23 protein-coding genes and 1 pseudogene are annotated in these 17,977 nt (G+C 71.7%); 8 read left to right on the top strand and 16 right to left on the bottom strand.

Translation table 11 applies throughout. The features are described 5' to 3' along the window. The first annotated feature begins 81 nt into the window (after nucleotides 1-81). The 3 genes from AB0M56_RS04325 to AB0M56_RS04315 are packed head-to-tail and all read left to right on the top strand — an operon-like array spanning nucleotide 82 to nucleotide 2,577. Entirely contained in the window at nucleotides 82-468 is a 387-nt protein-coding gene (locus AB0M56_RS04325) for a YciI family protein (RefSeq protein WP_364170964.1), read from the top strand. After that, nucleotides 461-1,711 (top strand): DUF6596 domain-containing protein, encoded by a 1,251-nt coding sequence (locus AB0M56_RS04320; RefSeq protein WP_364171370.1) that lies wholly within the window; start codon nucleotides 461-463, stop codon nucleotides 1,709-1,711. Before AB0M56_RS04325 ends, AB0M56_RS04320 begins: the two co-directional genes overlap by 8 nt. Further along, nucleotides 1,708-2,577 carry a hypothetical protein gene (locus AB0M56_RS04315; protein WP_364170962.1) on the top strand — a complete coding sequence of 290 codons (870 nt, stop codon included), beginning with the start codon at nucleotides 1,708-1,710 and terminating at the stop codon, nucleotides 2,575-2,577. The genes AB0M56_RS04320 and AB0M56_RS04315 overlap by 4 nt, the downstream gene beginning before the upstream one ends. A 58-nt stretch (nucleotides 2,578-2,635) precedes the next feature. Here AB0M56_RS04315 and AB0M56_RS04310 read toward each other — a convergent pair whose 3' ends face one another. From AB0M56_RS04310 to AB0M56_RS04300, 3 genes are all read right to left on the bottom strand, one after another. Further along, the gene (locus tag AB0M56_RS04310) at nucleotides 2,636-2,746 is read right to left on the bottom strand and encodes a hypothetical protein (RefSeq protein ID WP_364170960.1); all 111 of its coding nucleotides are present in this window, start codon (nucleotides 2,744-2,746) and stop codon (nucleotides 2,636-2,638) included. Nucleotides 2,747-3,089: 343 nt separating this feature from the next. Next, nucleotides 3,090-3,677: a TIGR03086 family metal-binding protein gene (locus tag AB0M56_RS04305; protein ID WP_364170958.1), complete on the bottom strand. Its 588-nt coding sequence runs from the start codon at nucleotides 3,675-3,677 to the stop codon at nucleotides 3,090-3,092. 79 nt (nucleotides 3,678-3,756) lie between these two features. Further along, nucleotides 3,757-4,857 carry an ionic transporter y4hA gene (locus AB0M56_RS04300; RefSeq protein WP_364170956.1) on the bottom strand — a complete coding sequence of 367 codons (1,101 nt, stop codon included), beginning with the start codon at nucleotides 4,855-4,857 and terminating at the stop codon, nucleotides 3,757-3,759. Nucleotides 4,858-5,064: 207 nt separating this feature from the next. Here AB0M56_RS04300 and AB0M56_RS04295 point away from each other — a divergent pair, with 207 nt between their 5' ends. Next, on the top strand, nucleotides 5,065-6,027 hold the full coding sequence (locus AB0M56_RS04295; RefSeq protein WP_364170954.1) for a TIGR03557 family F420-dependent LLM class oxidoreductase: 963 nt from the start codon (nucleotides 5,065-5,067) through the stop codon (nucleotides 6,025-6,027). A 75-nt stretch (nucleotides 6,028-6,102) separates the two neighbouring features. Next, on the top strand, nucleotides 6,103-7,203 hold the full coding sequence (locus tag AB0M56_RS04290) for a malic enzyme-like NAD(P)-binding protein (RefSeq protein ID WP_364170952.1): 1,101 nt from the start codon (nucleotides 6,103-6,105) through the stop codon (nucleotides 7,201-7,203). 150 nt (nucleotides 7,204-7,353) lie between these two features. Here the strand turns inward: AB0M56_RS04290 and AB0M56_RS04285 are convergent, their stop codons facing one another. The 4 genes from AB0M56_RS04285 to AB0M56_RS04270 are packed head-to-tail and all read right to left on the bottom strand — an operon-like array spanning nucleotide 7,354 to nucleotide 11,036. Then, nucleotides 7,354-8,448: a Vms1/Ankzf1 family peptidyl-tRNA hydrolase gene (locus AB0M56_RS04285; RefSeq protein WP_364170950.1), complete on the bottom strand. Its 1,095-nt coding sequence runs from the start codon at nucleotides 8,446-8,448 to the stop codon at nucleotides 7,354-7,356. Between the two features lie 26 nt (nucleotides 8,449-8,474). Beyond that, entirely contained in the window at nucleotides 8,475-10,265 is a 1,791-nt protein-coding gene (locus AB0M56_RS04280) for a thiamine pyrophosphate-requiring protein (RefSeq protein ID WP_364170948.1), read from the bottom strand. 49 nt (nucleotides 10,266-10,314) lie between these two features. Then, on the bottom strand, nucleotides 10,315-10,626 hold the full coding sequence (locus AB0M56_RS04275) for a DUF3618 domain-containing protein (protein ID WP_364170946.1): 312 nt from the start codon (nucleotides 10,624-10,626) through the stop codon (nucleotides 10,315-10,317). After that, entirely contained in the window at nucleotides 10,623-11,036 is a 414-nt protein-coding gene (locus tag AB0M56_RS04270; protein WP_364170944.1) for a phage holin family protein, read from the bottom strand. The genes AB0M56_RS04275 and AB0M56_RS04270 overlap by 4 nt, the downstream gene beginning before the upstream one ends. 232 nt (nucleotides 11,037-11,268) lie before the next feature. On the opposite strand from AB0M56_RS04270, the gene AB0M56_RS04265 reads away from it, so the two are divergent. Further along, on the top strand, nucleotides 11,269-11,676 hold the full coding sequence (locus AB0M56_RS04265; protein ID WP_364170942.1) for an SRPBCC family protein: 408 nt from the start codon (nucleotides 11,269-11,271) through the stop codon (nucleotides 11,674-11,676). Between the two features lie 42 nt (nucleotides 11,677-11,718). On the opposite strand, the gene AB0M56_RS04260 is transcribed toward AB0M56_RS04265, so the two are convergent. From AB0M56_RS04260 to AB0M56_RS04230, 7 genes and pseudogenes are all read right to left on the bottom strand, one after another. Next, nucleotides 11,719-12,330, bottom strand: a complete 612-nt coding sequence (locus AB0M56_RS04260; RefSeq protein WP_364170940.1) for an endonuclease — start codon at nucleotides 12,328-12,330, stop codon at nucleotides 11,719-11,721. Between the two features lie 39 nt (nucleotides 12,331-12,369). After that, nucleotides 12,370-12,870, bottom strand: coding sequence for a hemerythrin domain-containing protein (locus tag AB0M56_RS04255; RefSeq protein ID WP_364170938.1), 501 nt, complete (start codon nucleotides 12,868-12,870; stop codon nucleotides 12,370-12,372). A gap of 70 nt (nucleotides 12,871-12,940) precedes the next feature. Next, nucleotides 12,941-13,402: a hypothetical protein gene (locus AB0M56_RS04250; protein ID WP_364170936.1), complete on the bottom strand. Its 462-nt coding sequence runs from the start codon at nucleotides 13,400-13,402 to the stop codon at nucleotides 12,941-12,943. A 37-nt stretch (nucleotides 13,403-13,439) separates the two neighbouring features. Continuing rightward, entirely contained in the window at nucleotides 13,440-13,799 is a 360-nt protein-coding gene (locus AB0M56_RS04245) for a VOC family protein (RefSeq protein ID WP_364170934.1), read from the bottom strand. A 94-nt stretch (nucleotides 13,800-13,893) separates the two neighbouring features. Beyond that, nucleotides 13,894-14,224 (bottom strand): annotated as a pseudogene (locus tag AB0M56_RS04240) (plasmid stabilization protein). Between the two features lie 51 nt (nucleotides 14,225-14,275). Continuing rightward, nucleotides 14,276-14,575 (bottom strand): hypothetical protein, encoded by a 300-nt coding sequence (locus tag AB0M56_RS04235; RefSeq protein ID WP_364170932.1) that lies wholly within the window; start codon nucleotides 14,573-14,575, stop codon nucleotides 14,276-14,278. Between the two features lie 55 nt (nucleotides 14,576-14,630). Beyond that, a complete protein-coding gene (locus tag AB0M56_RS04230; RefSeq protein ID WP_364170930.1) occupies nucleotides 14,631-15,098 on the bottom strand; it encodes an SRPBCC family protein in 468 nt (155 codons plus the stop codon). A 169-nt stretch (nucleotides 15,099-15,267) separates the two neighbouring features. On the opposite strand from AB0M56_RS04230, the gene AB0M56_RS04225 reads away from it, so the two are divergent. Then, a complete protein-coding gene (locus AB0M56_RS04225) occupies nucleotides 15,268-15,825 on the top strand; it encodes a hypothetical protein (protein WP_364170928.1) in 558 nt (185 codons plus the stop codon). A 4-nt stretch (nucleotides 15,826-15,829) separates the two neighbouring features. Here AB0M56_RS04225 and AB0M56_RS04220 read toward each other — a convergent pair whose 3' ends face one another. Together AB0M56_RS04220 and AB0M56_RS04215 are read right to left on the bottom strand one after the other, a co-directional pair. Continuing rightward, on the bottom strand, nucleotides 15,830-16,663 hold the full coding sequence (locus AB0M56_RS04220) for an alpha/beta hydrolase (RefSeq protein ID WP_364170926.1): 834 nt from the start codon (nucleotides 16,661-16,663) through the stop codon (nucleotides 15,830-15,832). Nucleotides 16,664-16,697: 34 nt separating this feature from the next. Beyond that, nucleotides 16,698-17,054 (bottom strand): ArsR family transcriptional regulator, encoded by a 357-nt coding sequence (locus AB0M56_RS04215; RefSeq protein WP_364170924.1) that lies wholly within the window; start codon nucleotides 17,052-17,054, stop codon nucleotides 16,698-16,700. Nucleotides 17,055-17,154: 100 nt separating this feature from the next. On the opposite strand from AB0M56_RS04215, the gene AB0M56_RS04210 reads away from it, so the two are divergent. After that, nucleotides 17,155-17,919: an SDR family oxidoreductase gene (locus tag AB0M56_RS04210; RefSeq protein WP_364170921.1), complete on the top strand. Its 765-nt coding sequence runs from the start codon at nucleotides 17,155-17,157 to the stop codon at nucleotides 17,917-17,919. Nucleotides 17,920-17,977 lie beyond the last annotated feature (58 nt).

Here is a 17,977-nt window from a genome sequence, read left to right as displayed (position 1 = left end):
GCTCGCCGCGCCGTGTCGAGTTACGGTCGGGCTGTTCGTCATCCTCTTCGGACGAGCTGGACCAGATGAGGCGGAGGACACGTGCAGTACATACTGCTGATCTACAACTGCGTACGCCCCGAACCAGGCGACCCCGGGTTCGAGGAGGCGGTGGCGCGGGTGAACGCGTTCGCCGACGAGTGCCGGCGCCGCGACGTGTGGGTGGAGGGCAAGCCGCTGCAGCCGGAGTCGACGGCGACCACCGTGAGTGTGCGGGACGGGCGCACGTTGATCACCGACGGCCCGTTCGCGGAAACCCACGAACACCTCGGCGGGTTCTACCTGTTCGACTGCCGCAACCTCGACGAAGCCCTCGAACTCGCCGCGTTGTGCCCGATGGCCGAGGAAGGGTCGATCGAGGTGCGGCCGGTCGTCGGGATCCCGGGTGTGAGCCACGCGCCGGTCGACGTGGCGGCCCCTGCTGAGTGAGCCGGCGCCCGCTGCGGTGGAGCGGGTCTACCGCGCGGACCGTGCGCGAATGCTCGCCGCGCTGATCCGCGTGCTCGGCGACTTCGAGCTCGCCGAAGACGCGTTGCAGGAGGCGTGCGCACTCGCCCTGCGCAAATGGGCCGCCGTACCTGACGACCCGGTCGCGTGGCTGCTCACGGCGGCGCGCAACAGCGCGATCGACCGGCTGCGCCGCGCCCGCCTGGGCCGGGAGAAGCTCGCGGCGATCGGGGTCCGGCCGGAGGAGGTGCCGATGTCCGACTTCTCCGACCGGCGCCTGCTCGAAGTCGGCGACGAACGGCTCAGCCTGATCTTCACCTGCTGCCACCCGGCGCTCGCCGAGCCGGCGCGCGTTGCGCTGACGCTGCAGGCCGTGGTCGGGCTGACGGCAGGGCAGATCGCGCGGACCTTCCTGATCGGTGAAGCCACGCTCGCACAGCGGCTGGTCCGGGCCAAGCGCAAGATCCGCGACGCCGGCATCACGCTCGAAGTCCCGCCTGATCACCTGCTGCCCGAACGGCTCGCCGGCGTGCTTGCCGTGGTGTACCTGATCTTCACCCAGGGCTACACCGCCGCGGCCGGCTCACCCGAGCACACCGCGTTGCGGCAGGAAGCGATCCGGCTCGGCAAGCTCGTGGCCACGCTGATGCCGGACGAACCGGAGGCGCTCGGCCTCGTCGCCGTGCTGCTGCTGCACGATTCGCGCGCGGCCGCGCGCCACGACGGCGAAGGTGACGTGGTGCTGCTGGAAGACCAGGACCGCACGCGGTGGGATCAGGCCGAGATCGCGGAAGCCCTCGGGCTGCTGGACCGCGCGTTGCGCCACGGCGAGCCCGGGCCGTACCAGGTGCAGGCCGCGATCGCGGCGCTGCACGCGCAGGCGCCGTCGGCCGAACTCACGGACTGGGCCGGTATCGCGGGCCTGTACACGCGGCTGCTGGAGCTCACGCCTTCCCCCGTCGTCGCGCTGAACCACGCCGTGGCGGTCGCGATGGCGCGGGGCCCGGCCGACGGGCTCGCGTTGATCGACCGCATCGACGGCCTCGAGCACTACCACCTGATGCACGCCGCGCGCGCCGACCTGCTGCGCCGCCTCGACCGGCGTGCCGAAGCGGCCACCGCCTACCGGCGTGCCCACGAACTGGCCCACACGCCGGCGGACCGGCGGTTCCTCGCCGGCCGCCTGCTCGACCTCGACGCACTCGACACTGGGGAGACACCGTGAGACTGTCCATTCTGGAGCGTGGCCACCGTCGTCGCGCGAAGCTGTTCCTCTCGGCCACGTCCGCGGTGTCCCGCGTGGACAGTCCCGACATCGTGCTGACGCTGCTGTACCGGCCGGAGTTCATGACCCGCGCCCTGCTGGACCTCACGGCGGCGGCCATGCGCGGCCCGTCGTCCTGGACGCCCGGCGAGCGCGAGTACCTGGCGATGGGCACCGCGAAGCTGCACGAGTGCCCGTTCTGCATCGTCACCCACGCGGAGCTCACGCGCATCGCCGGCGAGGGCGAGGTCGACCCGGACGAGCCGGCGTCCGCCCGCCCGGAACTGCGGGCGGTGCGCGCCTTCCTCGACACCGTTTCGCAGCCGGGCGGCGAGCCGGACGCGTCGCTGGTCGCCGACGTGCCCGCGCCGGCCGTGCTGGAGGCACTGCGAGTGAACCTGGTGTGGGACGTGGTCAACCGCCTGGCCAACGCGTTCGGCTTCGAGCTGCGCGACGGCCAGCTGGAGAGCGGCACCCGGTCGCTGCACCGCTTCGGCTACCGCTTCCCGGGCTTCCTGCTGTCGGGCGGTCCGCACACCGACCACGGCGACGTCGTCTCGAACCTCCGCCACGCGGTGACCGAGGCCCGCGGCGTCACCGACCGGGCCCTGCGCGCGGCGCTCATCGCGGACGCGCCGGTGGCCGAACCGTGGCAGACCTACGCCGAAGCCGTCCGCACGGCGTCCTACCGTGTGACCGACGCGGACGTCGCCGCGTTGCTGGCCGCGGGCCACACCGAGGACGAGGTCTTCGAGGTCACGGTCGCGGCCGCAGTCGGCGCCGCACTGGCCGCGTTCGACCGGGGCCGGAAGGCGGTCGGCCAGTGACCCGGCGCGGTCGAGACCTCGACGGCCGGAGTCGCGCCCGCCGTTAGCCGGCGCCGCGTCAGGAGCTGGAGACCCACAGCGCGGTGATCGGCTCGCTCAGCCCGGTCGTGCCCGCTTCCTGACCGTTCTTGCCGGGTCGCTGCCACCCGCCGAAATCGGGCAGGTACACCGAATACTCGATCTGCTGACCGGGCTGATTGCCGAACAGCTCGGCGTGGACCGGGCTCGGCGCCGCTTTCGCTGTCCTGGACCGCGTTCGCCGGCGCCGCGCTCGCGGCCGGGAATCCGACGAGGCCGGTGCTGGCAGCCGAGGTGGTGACGGACAGGACCGTGACCAGGCGTCTCAAGGGTTTCTCCCGAAGGTTCTTCCGGTGCCAGGAAGCCCTGGCGCCCGGCTACACCAGGGGCGCGAGCGGAACCACGGCCAAGTCCTCGACCTGGCTCGAAATGTGGCAAAGCCCCGACTGCGTGCCGGTGAGTGTGTCCATATCGGACACACCCACCGGCCGGCGTCACGCGGCGACCGGCTCCCACGCGGCCCGGCCGAGGAACGCGAGCATCCGCGTCTGGTCGTCCGACCCGGGCGGCGGCGTGAGTTCCGGGCCGAAGAAGCCGGGGGCGCGCACGGCGTGCGCGCGGGCCCAGTCGAAGGCGGCGGCGACCGTGGCGGGGTCGAGGCGCACGTCGGCACCCAGGGCGTGGCCGATGTCCCACGCGTGGGCCACCAGGTCGGTGGTCAGCAGGCTCACCACGGCGGCGACCGGTACCTCGCCGAGGCCCGGGATCGTGGTGGTCCGCGCGAGCGCCTCGGGGGTCAGCGCGGCGAGGCAGGCCGTGCGGGCCGTCCGCCAGCTCGTGAGCGGGTCGTCGCCGGCGATCGGCGCGGGGTGGGGCGAACCCGGTGCGCCCGAGCGGTCGGCGTAGTCCTCTCCGGTGGCCCAGGCGCGCAGTTGGTGCTGGCCCCAGACCGCGTGGCCCGCGAGGTCGCGCACCGACCACTCGGGGCACGTCGAACGTGCTTCCCAGCGCTCGGCCGGCACCGCGGTGAGCACCGCGTCGAACCCGTCCTGCGCCTGCCGGTACAACGCCAAAGTGTCCATCGTCCGTCCTTTCCACGAGGTCCTTGCACCCCGAGGACGAACGGGCGCGGCCCGGCTCGACAGTGGCCTGGGGACTGGTTCAAGGACTGGCGGCGAGGAACACGAAAGCCGCCAGCAGCGTGAGGTGGACGCCGCCCTGCAGGCGCGTCGCGCGGCCCGGCACCACAGTGAGGCCGCCGACCACGACGGTGATCACCAGCAGCACTATCTGCGTGGCGTCCAGGCCCAGCAGCAGCGGCCCGCTGAGCCAGATCGACGCGAGCGCGATCGCCGGGATCGTGAGGCCGATGCTGGCCATCGCCGAACCCAGCGCGAGGTTCAGGCTCACCTGCACGCGGTCGCGCCGCGCGGCGTTGGTGGCGGCGAGCGTCTCGGGCAGGAGCACGAGCAGCGCGATCACCACGCCGACGAACGACTGTGGGAACCCCAGCGCCGCCACGCCGGCCTCGATCGCCGGTGACTCCACTTTGGCCAGCCCGACCACCGCCACGAGCGCCACCAGCAGCAATCCGAGGCTGAACAGGGCGGTGCGGGTCGTCGTCGGCTTCGCGTGCGAATCCTCCTCGACGACGGCGCCTTCGACGTCGATCGGCAGGAAGAAGTCGCGGTGGCGCACGGTCTGCGTGACCACGAAAAGCCCGTAGAGGATCAGCGACGCGATGGCGGCGAACGCCAGCTGCCCGGGAGAGAACTCCGGGCCGCTGCGGGAAGTGGTGAACGTGGGCAGGACGAGGCTGAGGGTCGCGAGCGTCGCGACGGTGGCCAGCGCGGAGCCGGTGCCCTCCGCGTTGAACACCGTCGTCTTGCGCCGCCACGCGCCCACCAGCAGCGACAGGCCGAGGATGCCGTTGCACGTGATCATCACGGCCGCGAAGACCGTGTCCCGCGCCAGCGAAGCCGTCTTCGGGCCGCCGGAGATCATGAGCGTGACGATCAGTGCCACCTCGATCACCGTGACGGCCACCGCGAGCACCAGCGATCCGAACGGCTCGCCGACTCGGTGTGCGACCACCTCCGCGTGGTGCACCGCCGCGAGCACCGCGGCCGCCAGCACCACCGCGACGATGATCACCGGCACCGTCCCGAGCACCCGCCCCCACGTCACCGCCAGCACGACCACCGCGACCGCCGGGGCGATCGTCGTCCACCGCAACCAGGGAGAACTCGTCCGGGAAGCCATGGAAGGCAGCTTCCCAGATCACCCCGGCAAACGCCCCCGGAGCGCGCCGCGCCGGGTGACGGCGATCCCCGTGACCGCCTGGCCGTCCTCCTTCTGTTCCCGGGAGGGGGGACGGCCGGTTTCGTCCGGCGGGGGCCGGGCAACCCCGGTGGAGGAAGGGCGAACCGGCGGCGGTTCGCCACGCCGCGACCGAGCGGGGGATACCGCATGCGCATCGGCTACACGTTGATGACCGAGCAAGCCGGGCCGAAGGAGCTGGTCGCCCACGCGGCCGGGGCGGAGCGGGCCGGCTTCGACTTCGAGGTCTGCAGCGACCACTACTCGCCCTGGCTCGCGGAGCAGGGACACGCGCCGTACGCGTGGAGCGTGCTCGGCGCGGTGAGCCAGGTGACCGAACGGGTGGACCTGATGACGTTCGTGACCTGCCCGACGATGCGGTACCACCCGGCCGTCGTCGCCCAGAAGGCCGCGACGATCCAGCTGCTGTCCGACGACCGGTTCACCCTCGGCCTCGGCGCGGGGGAGAACCTCAACGAACACGTCGCCGGGCAGGGCTGGCCGCCGGTGAACGTGCGCCACGACATGCTCGCCGAGGCCGTGCAGATCATCGGCGGCCTGTTCGACGGCGGGTCGTTCAACTACGACGGCAAGCACTTCCGCGTGGACTCCGCGAAGCTGTGGGATCTCTCGCCGACGCGGGTGCCGATCGGGATCGCCGTGTCCGGCAAGCAGTCCGTGCACCGGTTCGCCGCGCAGGCCGACGTGATGATCGCGGTCGAGCCGGATCCGGCGCTGTGCAGCGAATGGGACGCCACCCGCCTCGGCCCGCCGACGCGCAAGGTCGCCCAGCTGCCGGTGTGCTGGGATCCCGACCGGGACGCGGCCATCCGGCGAGCGCACGACCAGTTCCGCTGGTTCAGCGGGGGATGGAAGGTCAACTCGGAGCTGCCGGGGCCGGCCGGGTTCGCGGGCGCGACGCAGTTCGTGCGCCAGGACGACGTGGCCGCGGGTATCCCGTGTGGTCCGGAGGTGGGGCCGATCCGGGAAGCGGTGCAGCAGTTCGCGGATTCGGGGTTCACGGACCTGGCGCTGATCCAGATCGGTGGCGACCGGCAGGAGGAGTTCCTGGCCTTCGCGGAGAAGGAGCTGTTGCCGGCTTTGCGGGCGTAGCGCCGGTGAAAAAGCGGCTGATTTCCCGATGTCTGCCCGGGGTATCCGGCGGACATGAGTTGTAGCCGTGGAAAAGTGGAGATCTCGGCCCGGGTCCGCCTCGACGGACCCGAGGACCTGGCGAAGGAGTACACGCCCGGGGTCGCCGAGGTGGCCGAACGGGTGGCCGACGACCCGTCCGCGCTGATGCGAGAGACGGTGAAGGCCAACTCGGTCGCGATCGTGTCCGACGGTTCGGCGCTGCTCGGCCTGGGCGATCGCGGCCCGGCCGCCGCGCTGCCCGTGATGGAGGGCAAGGCGGCGTTGCTGAAGCGGTTCGCCGACGTTGACGCGTGGCCGATCTGCCCGGTCAGCCGGGAGCCGGACGACCTGGTGCGGACGGTGAAGGACCTCGCGATCTCGTTCGGCGCGATCAACCTCGAGGACATCGCCGCGCCGAGGTGCTTCACCGTCGAGCGCCGCCTGCACGATGAGCTCGACATCCCCGTCTTCCACGACGACCAGCACGGCACGGCGGTCGTCGTGCTCGCCGCGCTGCACAACGCGATGAAGCTGACCGAACGTGAGCCCGCCGGCACTTCGGTGGTGATCTCCGGCGCGGGCGCGGCGGGCAGCGCCACGGCACGGCTGCTGCGCGAGGCCGGCTACGAGCGGATCGCCGTCTGCGACAGCCAAGGCGTGCTGCACCCCGACCGTGACCTCGTCGGCGAGAAGCGCTGGCTCGCGGAGAACACCAACCGCGACGGGGCCGCCCAGGGCAGCCTGCGCGACGCGCTCTCCGGCGCCGACGTCTTCATCGGCGTCAGCGCCGGCGGCCTGCTCGGCGAAGACGACGTCGCCGCGATGGCCGACCGCGCGATCGTGTTCGCGCTGGCCAACCCGGACCCCGAGATCGACCCGGACGTCGCGGGAAAGCACGCGCAGATCGTCGCGACGGGCCGCAGCGACCACCCGAACCAGATCAACAACGTGCTCGTGTTCCCGGGAGTCTTCCGCGGCCTGCTGGACTCCGGCGCGCCCCGCGTCACCAGCCGCATGCTCCTCGCCGCGGCCCGCGCCCTCGCCGGCGTCGTCGCCGACGACCTCACCCCGCAGCGCATCGTGCCGACCGTCTTCGACGACGGTGTGGTGGAAGCCGTCGCGGGCGCGGTGACGGGTGCTGCGAAGGAGGATTGAGGCAGTGCCGAGGGCCGACCGGAACGGCGTGTCCGGTCGGCCCTCGGCACTGTGATGTCCGGTCGGAGATCTCCGGTGGGGGATATCTGGTGGTGTCCGGGTGGTGCGGGCACACCCCGCCGCCTGTCCGCACCACCCGGGGTCAGGGGGTCACGGGTGGCGCAACAGGGCGGCGAACCCACCGGGCAGGTCGAGGCGCTCGTCCATCACCACCACGTCCGCGCCGACGGCCACGGCGGCGTAGGGGAGGGCCTCGTCGGCGCGGTGGGGTGCTGGTTCGGAAGCGCCGAGCGCCGCCAGCCGGGGCGCGGCGACGCCGACCTGGGTGGGTTCGCGGCCGGTCAGCACCTCGGCGTCGCCGGGGTCGCCGACGAGCAGGGTGGCGACGTTGGCCTCGGACAGCGCCGCCGTGACGGCCTCCAGGCCACTGACGGCGAGGCCTGAACCGCGACCGGCCTCGGCGCGGAAGCGTTCGGCGAGGTCGTCGAGCTCGCCGAGGCGGCGGCCGGCCAGCAGCTCGTGGACGTGCTCGTCCAGCTCGGCCCGGTCGGCGCCGGCGGCGCGGCCCCCGGCGTCCGTCTCCTCGGTGACCGCGCGCACGGGCTCGGGCAGCAGGCCGAGCAGCTCGGCGCGGGCCTGCACTTCGCCGGCCAGCACGACCAGGCGGGCGCCGGTCCGTTCGACCGTCTTGGCCACGGCTGCGGCGACGTCCTCGAGGTTGTGCCGCACGGCTTCCTCGGTGCGGTGCTGCAGGTTCCGGTGCGCCGGGCCGCCGCCGCGGACCTTGTGCACGTCGTCCTCGGGGCCCTGCACGGTTTCCGCGCGCACGGTGCCGTCGGGGTGGTGCACCTCCACGTCCGCGCCGTGGCGATCGACGAGCACCACCACGTGCTCGGGCGCGTTCTCGGCGTGCGTCACCACCGGCAGGAAGTACGGCAGGTCCGAGTACCGCGCCTCCTGCGCGGCTGGAGGCGCGGCGAGCCGGCGGTCGGCCACGATCTCGCCGTGCGCGGCGATCAGGCTCCGCCCGGCCTGCCCGACGGGCGGGGGAGCGGCCTCGATCGCGTCGGTGATCGCGGCGACCGTCGCCGGGTCGGCGTCCTGCTCGGACAGCGCCGCGTTGATCTCCTTGAGCCGCAGTCGAAGCTGCTTCGCCGCGTCTTCCGTGTCGTGTGACTGGTCGAAGTGGACCGAGGCGAACGGTCCGGTCGCTGTCGTGAGGGGACGCAGGTCGTGGGTGTCCACAAGGGACTCCTTTCTGGTGCGCGGGATCAGGTGCGCGTCGGCAGGAGCTCCTGGACCTTGGTCTTGAGGCCCTGGGCGACCAGGTGCCACGCGTGGGGGTCGCCCTTGAGCACCGATTCGGTCATGGATTTGATCTGCTCGAAAGTCGCGTGCGGCGGGATCGGCGGCACCTCGGGGTCGCACCGCACGTCGAGAACGGTCGGGACGTCGGCGGTGAGCGCCGTGGTCCAGGCGTCACCGAGCCGCTCAGGGTCGTCGACCGCGATGCCGCCCAGCCCGATGCCGCGGGCGAAGTCCGCATAGGACACTTCGGGCAGCGACTGCGACGGCTCGAACTTCGGCGCGCCGCCCATCGCGCGCAGCTCCCACGTGACCTGGTTGAGGTCACCGTTGTGGAAGACGCAGATCACACACCGCTGGTCGGGCCACAGCTCGCGGTAGCGCGCGAGGGTGAGCAGCTCGGCCATGCCGTTCATCTGCATGGCCCCGTCGCCCACGAGCGCGACCACCGGGCGGTCGGGATGCGCGAACTTGGCGCCGATCGCGTACGGCACCCCCGGGCCCATCGTCGCGAGAGTCCCTGACAGCGAAGCGCGGATCCGCCCGCGGATGCGCAGGTTGCGGGCGTACCAGTTCGCCGTCGAGCCGGAGTCGGCGGTGACGATCGTGTCCTCGGGGATCCGCTCGGACAGCTCGTGGACGATCCGCATCGGGTTGATCGGGTCCGCCGCCAGCATGGCCTGCCGTGTGACGGTGTCCGTCCACTCGGCCACGTTCTTCTCGATCCGCTCACGCCACGCGCGCTCGGTCTTGCGCTCCAGCAACGGGAGGAGCTGTTCCAAAGTGGACTTGGCGTCGCCGAGAAGGGTGACCTCGGTGGGGTAGCGCAGGCCCAGGTACCGCGCGTCGAGGTCGATCTGCACTGCGCGCGCCTGCCCGAACGGGGGCAGGAACTGGCTGTACGGGAAGCCGGAGCCGATGATCAGCAGCGTGTCGCAGTCGTGCATGAGCTCGTAGCTCGGGCGCGTGCCCAGCAGGCCGATCGCGCCGGTCACGTACGGCAGGTCGTCGGGCAGCACGTCCTTGCCCAGCAACGCTTTGGCCACCCCCGCGCCCGTCAGCTCGGCGACCTCGCGGACCTCGGTCACGGCGTTGCGCGCGCCTTGGCCGAGCAGGATCGCGACCTTCTCGCCGGCGTTGAGGACCTCGGCCGCCCGCGTCAGCTCCTCGTCCGGCGGCACGACCTTCGCGCGCGGGTGGCCGGGCGGGCTGGAGGGCACGTGCTTGAACTCGTGCTCGGGCGGCGAGTACGGCAGCTCCTGCACGTCCGCCGGGATGATCAGGGCCGTGGGGGCGCGCTGCGCGAGCGCGGTGCGGATGGCGCGGTCGAGCGCGTTGGGCAGCTGCTCGGGCACGTTGACCTCGACGAGGTACTCACTCGCGACGTCCTTGAACAGCGCCTGCAGGTCGACTTCCTGCTGGTAGCTGCCGCCCATCGCGCTGCGCGCGGTCTGGCCGACGATCGCCACCACGGGCACGTGGTCGAGTTTGGCGTCGTAGAGGCCGTTGAGCAGGTGGATCGCGCCGGGCCCGGACGTCGCCGCGCACACGCCGACGCGTCCGCTGAATTTCGCGTACCCGACGGCCTCGAACGCGGCCATCTCCTCGTGCCGCGCCTGCACGAACCGCGGCTCGTTCCCCGCGGCGCCGAACGCGGTGACGAGGCCGTTGATCCCGTCCCCGGGATAGCCGAACACCAGCTCGACATCCCATTCGCGCAGCCTCTGCAACACGTAGTCCGCAACGGTTGTGGTCATTCCGCCCGGGTACCGCGGGGTCGCGGCGGGCAAACATCGGCGGGGCCGCTCAATCTTCGTGCGAGCGCCGGCGCAGGATGAGCCGCAGCACGACGATCAGGCCGAGCAGGCTAGCGAAGACCGGGACCGGGTTGGCGCGCACGGTTTCGGCGCCCTGGCGGAACTTCGCGGCCGTCGGTTCGCCGACGACCGTGCCGACCTTGGCTTCGGCCTGGTCCAGCCGGTCGTCGATGCCCTGCTTGATCTTCGGGCGTACGTCGAGCTTCTGCTCGAGGCTTTCCAGCGTCTGCGCGAGCTCGGCGCGAGTGGCGTCGCGGTCGATGCGGACCTCGTCCGGGGTATCCGGGAACTCGCGGTTCACGAGCGCACCTCCTGCCTGACGATTTCGACGTCCTCGCGGACGCCTTCGATGGCTTCCTGCGGCACGGGCGGCGTCGCGTTCTTGATCTGCGTGCGCCCGACGAGCGCCGCGATCCCGGCGACGACGAACAACGCGCCCGCGACGACCAGCGCCGACGCCCATCCGGGCAGCACGAGCGCGAGCGCCATGATCGCGGCGGCCACCAGCGCCCCCGCGCCGAACAGCGCGACGAGTCCGGCGGCGCCGAACAACCCGGCGCCCACGCCCATCCGCGTGCTCTTCTGCTTCAGCTCCAGGACCCCGAGCCGGACCTCGTCGCGCACCAGCCGCTTCACCTGGTCGGTGAGGTCGGAGACGAGCTCGCCGAACGAGCGTTCCTTCGGCGGAATCGGCTGCACCTCTTCGGTCACCACAGCACCTCCATCGTCGCGTCGCCCTCCGGCGCGGGCCGCCGGGTGGTCCCCGGGTTCCCGCTCTCGCTTCGGCTCAACCTTCATCGGGCGCGGTTCGCTTCGAGCGCCGCAGCCGTACCAGAAACCTGAAGCACGTCGTGGTCCCGCAACGCGCGCGGCCGGCGGAGCCGCCCGGCGGTGGTTGGCGCGGCGGACCGTGTGGGTACCCGGCGGGCCAGGAGGTGGTCCCATGACCGACTACCGGCACAGCGCCACGGTGGAACTGCCCGCCGACGAGCTGTTCGCCTACCTGCGCGAACCGCGCAACTTGCCGCACTACTTCTCGCAGATGCAAGCGGCGCGCCCTGAAGGCGGCGACACCGTCCACGTCGAGGCCGAGGTCCACGGCCGGCACGTCGAAGGTGACGCCTGGCTCAAAGTGGACGAAGGCACCCGCACCCTGTCCTGGGGCGCCGAAGGCCCGGACGACTACCACGGCACCCTCTCGATCGACGAGGCCGGACCCACGGCCAGCCGCGTGGAGGTGACCTTGAGCAGCGTCCGCGAGGGCTCCGGCGACGAGATCCAGCGCGGCCTCGAGGAGACGGTCGCGGCCCTGGCCCACACCGCGGTCGCCGACTCCTCCGTGGACCCGTGATCGAGACGACGCTGCCGGCGCGAGACCCGGCAGCGTCGGTTCTCAGTCCTTCTTCGCGTGGATGTTCACCTGTACGAGAGCGGCGGCGAGCCGGGCCACGTCGTCGCCCGCGACGAGGCTGGCGAGCTTCTCGGGATCCGCCGGCAGCCCGGCCTTCTTCGCGCCGGCCAGCGCCCGTTTGTCGAAGTACGGGCGCACCCACGGCCACACGGCCTGGACCTCCTCGCAGAAGATCTGCGCGCCGGTCGGACCGATGCGGGGGAACTCCGTGAGCAGCTTCTCCAGCCGTTCCGGCGAGCTGCCGGCGGCGTCGGCGAGGTTGCGCAGGTCGTCCTGGTAGCGCTCGTGCAGGAACTCCGCGCTGTCCACGAGGTAGCGGGCGGTGCTCTCGTCGTAGCGCACGTAACGGCCGCGCCCCAGCGCGTGGACGCGGTCGGTCCACTCGGAGTCCCGCATGGCCTTCGGAGTCCGCCAGCCTGCCTGCCACAGCTCCTTCGCGGCGGCCACGGCGATGTCGGAACCGATGCGCGCCGACATCAGCGTGGTGAGGACGAGCAGCTGGTACAGCGGCTGCGGTTTGTCGGCGAGCTTGATGCCGGCCTGCTCGGCGTGGGTGGTGCCGTACTCGGCCAGTACGTCCTCCACTGTGGTCATTCGCGATTCCTCCGGTTCGAGGCTGGTGTCGCACGGTCCTCAGTGGACGGAGGTCAGCGCCGCCCGGACCCGGTCGACGAACCCCGGCCCCGTCCGCAGCAGCGCGTTCGGGGGTGTGCGGTCGGCGATGACCGGGTGGGGCAGTGAGTCCGCGCCCCGGCGGGCTTCGAGCGCGTCCTGGCCGAGCTCCCGCAACCGGTCGGCCGGGTAGCGGTTGCGCAGCCCGGTGACCGCGGGCCCGGCTTCGCGCAGGTGTCGCCGGACGGTGTGGATCAAGGTTGCCAGCAGGCGCTCGAAGCGTGCGTCCTGCGGACCCAGGCCTTCCATCCGGCGCATCAGGTCGTCCGCGCCGTGCAGGGCCGGGCCGGGCGGCAGGAACGGCTCCTCGGCCACCTCGTGCTGCACGAGCTGGGCGATGAGGTGATCGGCCACTTCCCTGCGGTTCTCCGGGCTGCCGTGGTCGGTTTCCAGTTCGGTGCAGATCCTGCTCAACTCCAGGTGGTCGTCGGCGAGGACGGAGACGAGGTCATCGGTGCTCATGGTTGTGCTCCCAGCGTCATCGCCTCGTCGGGTACCCACTCCGCATGGGGTCAACCGCCTGAGTGAAGCGTCACTTACCGTGGTCGGCGACGCGGTTGACGACCTCGGCGACGAGCTCCGGCTCGTCGACCGTCACGGTCAGGCTGGGGTGGCGGACCAGGCCCCACGGGTCGAGCCCGCGGACCGGCCCGCGGAAACCGAGGCAGACGCCGCGTTCGGTGGTCGTGCCGAGGGTGAGGCCGCGGTCGGCGAAGGACAGGTGCGGGCCGAGCGCGCGCCACGTGCGGTATGGCCCGGTGACCCGGGCGCCGGCGAGGTTGTCCAGTGGCGTCGTGACGAGCCAGGAGCCGAGGCGCACGGACAGACCTTCTGCGTCGAGGCGGAGGCCGTTGCGGTCGCCGAGGAGGCGGCGCAGCCACGCGGGGCCGGCGAAGCGGGCCCACATTCGGTAGTGCACCTCGGTGAACTGCGGGGGTTCGGCGGACTGCCTCGGCTCGGTCGTTTCCAGGACCGGCTGTCGTTCGCGCTGCATGGACCCTCCTCGGTACTCGCGTCGGAACCGGCCGAGGTCAGCGCCGCGGCAGGACACAGAACTCGTTGCCCTCGGGGTCGGCCAGGACGATCCAGTGCTCGTCGTCCGGGTCGTCGAGGATTTTCGCGCCGAGGGTGACGAGGCGTTCGACCTCGTCGCGCTGCTCGACGGTGCCGGGCGCGACGTCGAGGTGCAGCCGGTTCTTGACGGTCTTCCCCTCGGGCACGGGCTGGAACAGCAGCGACACGCGGCCGGGCGCCTTGAGCTCGACGTAGGTCAGCCCGTGGTGGTCGGTCCAGCGTTCGGTGGCCGGGTAGTCCAGGGCCTCGCGCCAGAACTCGGCCAGTGCCTCGGCGTTGCGGCAGTCGATGGCGACGGCGATCAGCCGGCTGTTCACGATCCGCCTCCCTCTTCAGGCGATGAAAGTCCAGAGTGGACGCGCCGATCCCGTCGGCAGGCGGCTGCCGACGGGATCGGGCTCGGGCCGGCAGTCAGCGGCCCAGGGCTCTTTGCAGTTCCTTCTTCGTCATGCTCGAGCGCCCCTTGACGTTGCGCTGCCTGGCCTCGTTGTACAGCTGAGCCCTGGTCGGCCCGCCCGGCCCGAGGCCTTTGCCGCTGCGTTCCCCGCCGCGCTGCTGCGAGCTCTTGTCGCGGATCGAGGTCTTGCTCGCGGTGCGGGACTCGCGGAACGGGCGCGGTTCTTGTTCACGTACGGGCGGCGATCTCCTCGGCCCGCGAAGTACTCGCGCCGCGGTCTTGCTGTGCCGACTTGATGTGCTCGTACTGGCGCTCTCGCTTGTCGCTCCAGGTTTCCTGAGGCACGGCTCCTCCTTCGTGGCCGACGGACACCCGTTGCGGCGCAGGTAAAACCGGTCAGGAGCCCGACTGCGGGTCGGTGTCGTCATGCGGGTCCTGCGAGGTGCCTTGTTCTCCGCGGACGGTCTCACGCTGCTCCTCGGCGGATTCGCCGTAGGGATCGTCGCGTTCTTCGTGCTTTTCCGGGTCGCTCATGGTTGAGTCCTCCTCCCGCTCGCCGGGGTCCGCCGACCCGGACCCGGAGCCCATGGGGTCCGGGCGCGAGTCGTGGGCTTCCTGGGCGGCGTCCTTGGCCTCGCTGATCGCGTGGCGCACTTCCTCGAGCTGCTCGTCCAGCTGCTTCTCGTCGGCAGTCATGGGTGGCTCCCTTCCTGCCTCTCGGTTACCACCGCGCACGGACGGTGAAACCGGGTCAACGCTGCGGCGGAGGAGCGACGTCACCACGCCACGTGCCGGTTTCGCGGCCGTCGCGGTGCTCGATGAACGTCTTGAACCGCTGCATGTCGTCCTTGACCCGGCGGTCGAGGATGCCGAGCTTGTCGGCCGCGGTCTCGGCGAACCCGTCGGGATCCAGGTCCATCTGGGCCGTCACCCGGGTGGTCTCGTCGTCGAGCCGGTGGAACGTGATCACGCCGGCGTGCGTCGGCCCGGAGTCCGACGCCCAAGCCACGCGCTCGTCGGGGTGCTGCTCGGTGATCGTCGCGTCGAACTCCCGTGTGACCCCGCCCAGCGCGATCTTCCAGTGCGTGTGCGTGTCGTCGACCTGGCGTACTTCCTCGACGCCGTCCATGAAGCGCGGGAACGACTCGAACTGCGTCCACTGGTTGTACGCCGCGGAAACCGGTACGTGCACGTCGACGAACTCGGTGATGGTGCTCATGGGGCTCCCTTCGTCGTCTCTGCGTTCCTTCGCGGCTTACCCCGTGCGGAAGGACCGAAACGGACACGAGCGGTTGACTCTTTCGGAAGTTACGTCGGAAGCCTGTGCGTCACAGTTCGATTTGTGGTCTGATATGCCTCGCTATCCGATATGACGCAGTGGGGGATGGATGAAAAGCGTGGTTTGGTGGTCTGTCGGCCTGCTGTTCGGGCTGGGGTTGATGGCGCTCGGCGTGTTCGGCACCGGGTCATCCGGCAAGGTGCTGTGCGGCAGCGACGAAATGCGGCCGGGGCAGACCTGCGACAGGACCCAGTACGGCGTGACGTCGAGCGAGACCTACGAAGAGAAACTGCAGGAGTCGATCGACGACGCGAAGACCTTCGAGGGCGGCGGCCGGTGGGTCACGTTCGGGATCGGCGCGGGGATCGCGGCCGCGTGCGGTTGGCGGCTGGTGGTCGCGATCCGGCGCAGGGCCAACCAGGGGTCCGGCCCGGTTTCCCAGCCCGTGCCCGTGCAGCAGCCCGGCTTCGCTCCGCCGCCGGGGTCCCAGCAGCCGTCGGCGTACCAGCAGCAGGTGGGGTCCCAGCAGCAGTCGGCGTACCAGCAGCAGGCGGGGTCCCAGCAACAGCCGGGGTACCAGCAGCCGCCGGGATTCCCGCCGCAGGGAGGGTTTCAGCAACCGCCGCCGCCGGGATACCAGCCGCAGCACCGGCCGTATCAGCAGTAGCGACTCAGCCAGCCGCGGGCAGGAACTCCCGCAGTACTTCGGCCAGGCGGTCCGGCTGATCCTCGGGGACGAGCGTCCACGAGTCGGCGATTTCGACGAGCCGGCCGCCTGGGAAGAGTTCGGCCAGGCGGCGGCCGTGGGACACCGGCATCATGCGGTCCTCCGGCGCCCACACGACCAGCACGGGGCGGTCGAAGTCGGAGAGCCGTGCCGTCCACCGCAGCAGGACGTCGCGGCTCGGAGTCGAGACGGCGAACTTGGCGAGGTCGCGGCGGATGGCGCGGTCGCGGGTGGCCGGGGCGAACCAGTCGTCGAGCACGGTGTCGGCGATGCCGTGCTTGGCGAGGCCGCCGTAGGCTTTCTCGTTGTGGCGGAAGAACTTCGTGCGCAACAGTCGCATGAGGAGCCAGGCGCCGCCGGGAACTTCGGCCAGCCGCGCCAGCGGCCGGGCGGGTGGCGGCGGGAAGTTGTCGAACGCCTCGCACGCGACGAGCACCAGCCGGCCGACGCGGTCGGCGCGGCCTTCGGACACGAGGAACTGCGGGCCGCCCCAGTCGTTGAGGACGAGGGTGACATCGGCGAGGCCGAGGCGCTCCAGGAACTCGCCGAGCAGCAGCGCCTGGCCGCGCTGGGACAGGTCCGCGTCGCGGCGCATCGGTTTGCGGTGGGCGCCGAGGGGGAGCGTCGGCAGCACGCAGCGGTAGCCGGCCAGCAGTGGGACGACCTTGCGCCACTGCGTCTCGTTCATCGGAAAGCCGTGCGTGAACACGACCACCGGCCCGGGGCCGCCGGTGTCGGCGTAGTCGATCGGCCCGGCGGACAGTTCGATCGTCGGCATGGCGCCTCCCACTAGAGCGATCGCTCTAGTCAGGCTAGGGGCGCGGGGCAGTCCTGTCGAGCGCGGGCGCTTCGCCGATCTGCTCTTCGTCGGCAGCCTTCAGCACTGCGTCCAGGAGGCCGGGAAACCGCTGGTCGAGCGCGCCACGGCGGAGGGTGACGAAGCAGCGGGTGCCGTCTTCGCGCGTTTCGGTGACGCCGGCGCCGCGGAGGGTCTTCAGGTGGTGGCTGAGCGTGGACTTCGCGACGGGCGCGCGCAGGTCGCCCCACCCGCGTTCGGCGCCGTCGGCGAGCTGGCGCACCAGGCCGAGGCGGACGGAGTCGCTCAACGCGGTGAGCACCTCGGCCAGCTTCATGTCCTCGGGCGCCGGCGGGGGCGTCGGGTGCCTCATGCGGATCCGTTCGTCGGGGGAGCGTCGTCCGTCATTCTACGACGGTCGAACAACGTGCTACGTTCGACGTTCGCAGAACATCGAACGAAGGAGTGAGCCCGTGGACCCGACGTCGAGCGACCTGTCCGGACACGTCGTGATCGTCACCGGTGCCGGATCGGGCATCGGCCGCGCGAGCGCGGAGGCGTTCGCGCACGCGGGGGCGAAAGTCCTCGTCGTCGGCCGGCGGGCCGAAGCCCTCGCGGAGACCGCCACCCGGCATCCGGCGATCGAGGTCCACGCGGCCGACCTGGCGCGGACCGGGGCCGCGGAGTCCGTTGTGGACGCCGCACTGCACCGCTGGGGCCGGCTTGACGTGCTGGTCAACAACGCCGGGATCTTCACCGGGATGCCGCTCGCAGACACCACCGCCGAGGGTGTCGAGCGCCTGTTCGCGGTCAACGTCGTCGCGCCGAGCCTGCTCGCGCGCGCCGCGCTGGAGCCGTTGCGGGAAAGCCGGGGCGCGATCGTCAACGTCTCCAGCACCTTCGGCCACCGCCCGCTGGCCGGGGCGGCCCACTACGGCGCCTCGAAGGCGGCTGTCGAATCCCTCACGCGCAGCTGGGCACTCGAGCTGGCGCCCGGCGGAGTGCGCGTCAACGCGGTCGCCCCCGGGCCGACGGAGAGCGAAGCGCTGGTGTCGGCGGGGCTGTCGCCGGAGGAGGTCGACCGCGTCAAGGCGGCCGAGGCCGAGCGCATCCCGCTGGGTCGGCGTGGTCATCCGGCCGACGTCGCCGCCTGGATCGTCCGGCTGGCCGACCCGCACGCGGCCTGGCTCACCGGTCAGGTCCTCGCCGTGGACGGCGGGCTGGCGCTGGCCGCCTGACCCGAAGAGTCGGACGACTCCGGCCGGATGGTCGCGGCACCCGGCCGGGGACGTCGCC

It is taken from the genome of Amycolatopsis sp. NPDC051372 (assembly GCF_040682095.1).
Classification (GTDB): Bacteria; Actinomycetota; Actinomycetes; order Mycobacteriales; family Pseudonocardiaceae; genus Amycolatopsis.
The sequence above is the reverse complement of the archived record's forward strand: the minus strand, read 5'-3'. Positions and strand labels throughout refer to the sequence as shown.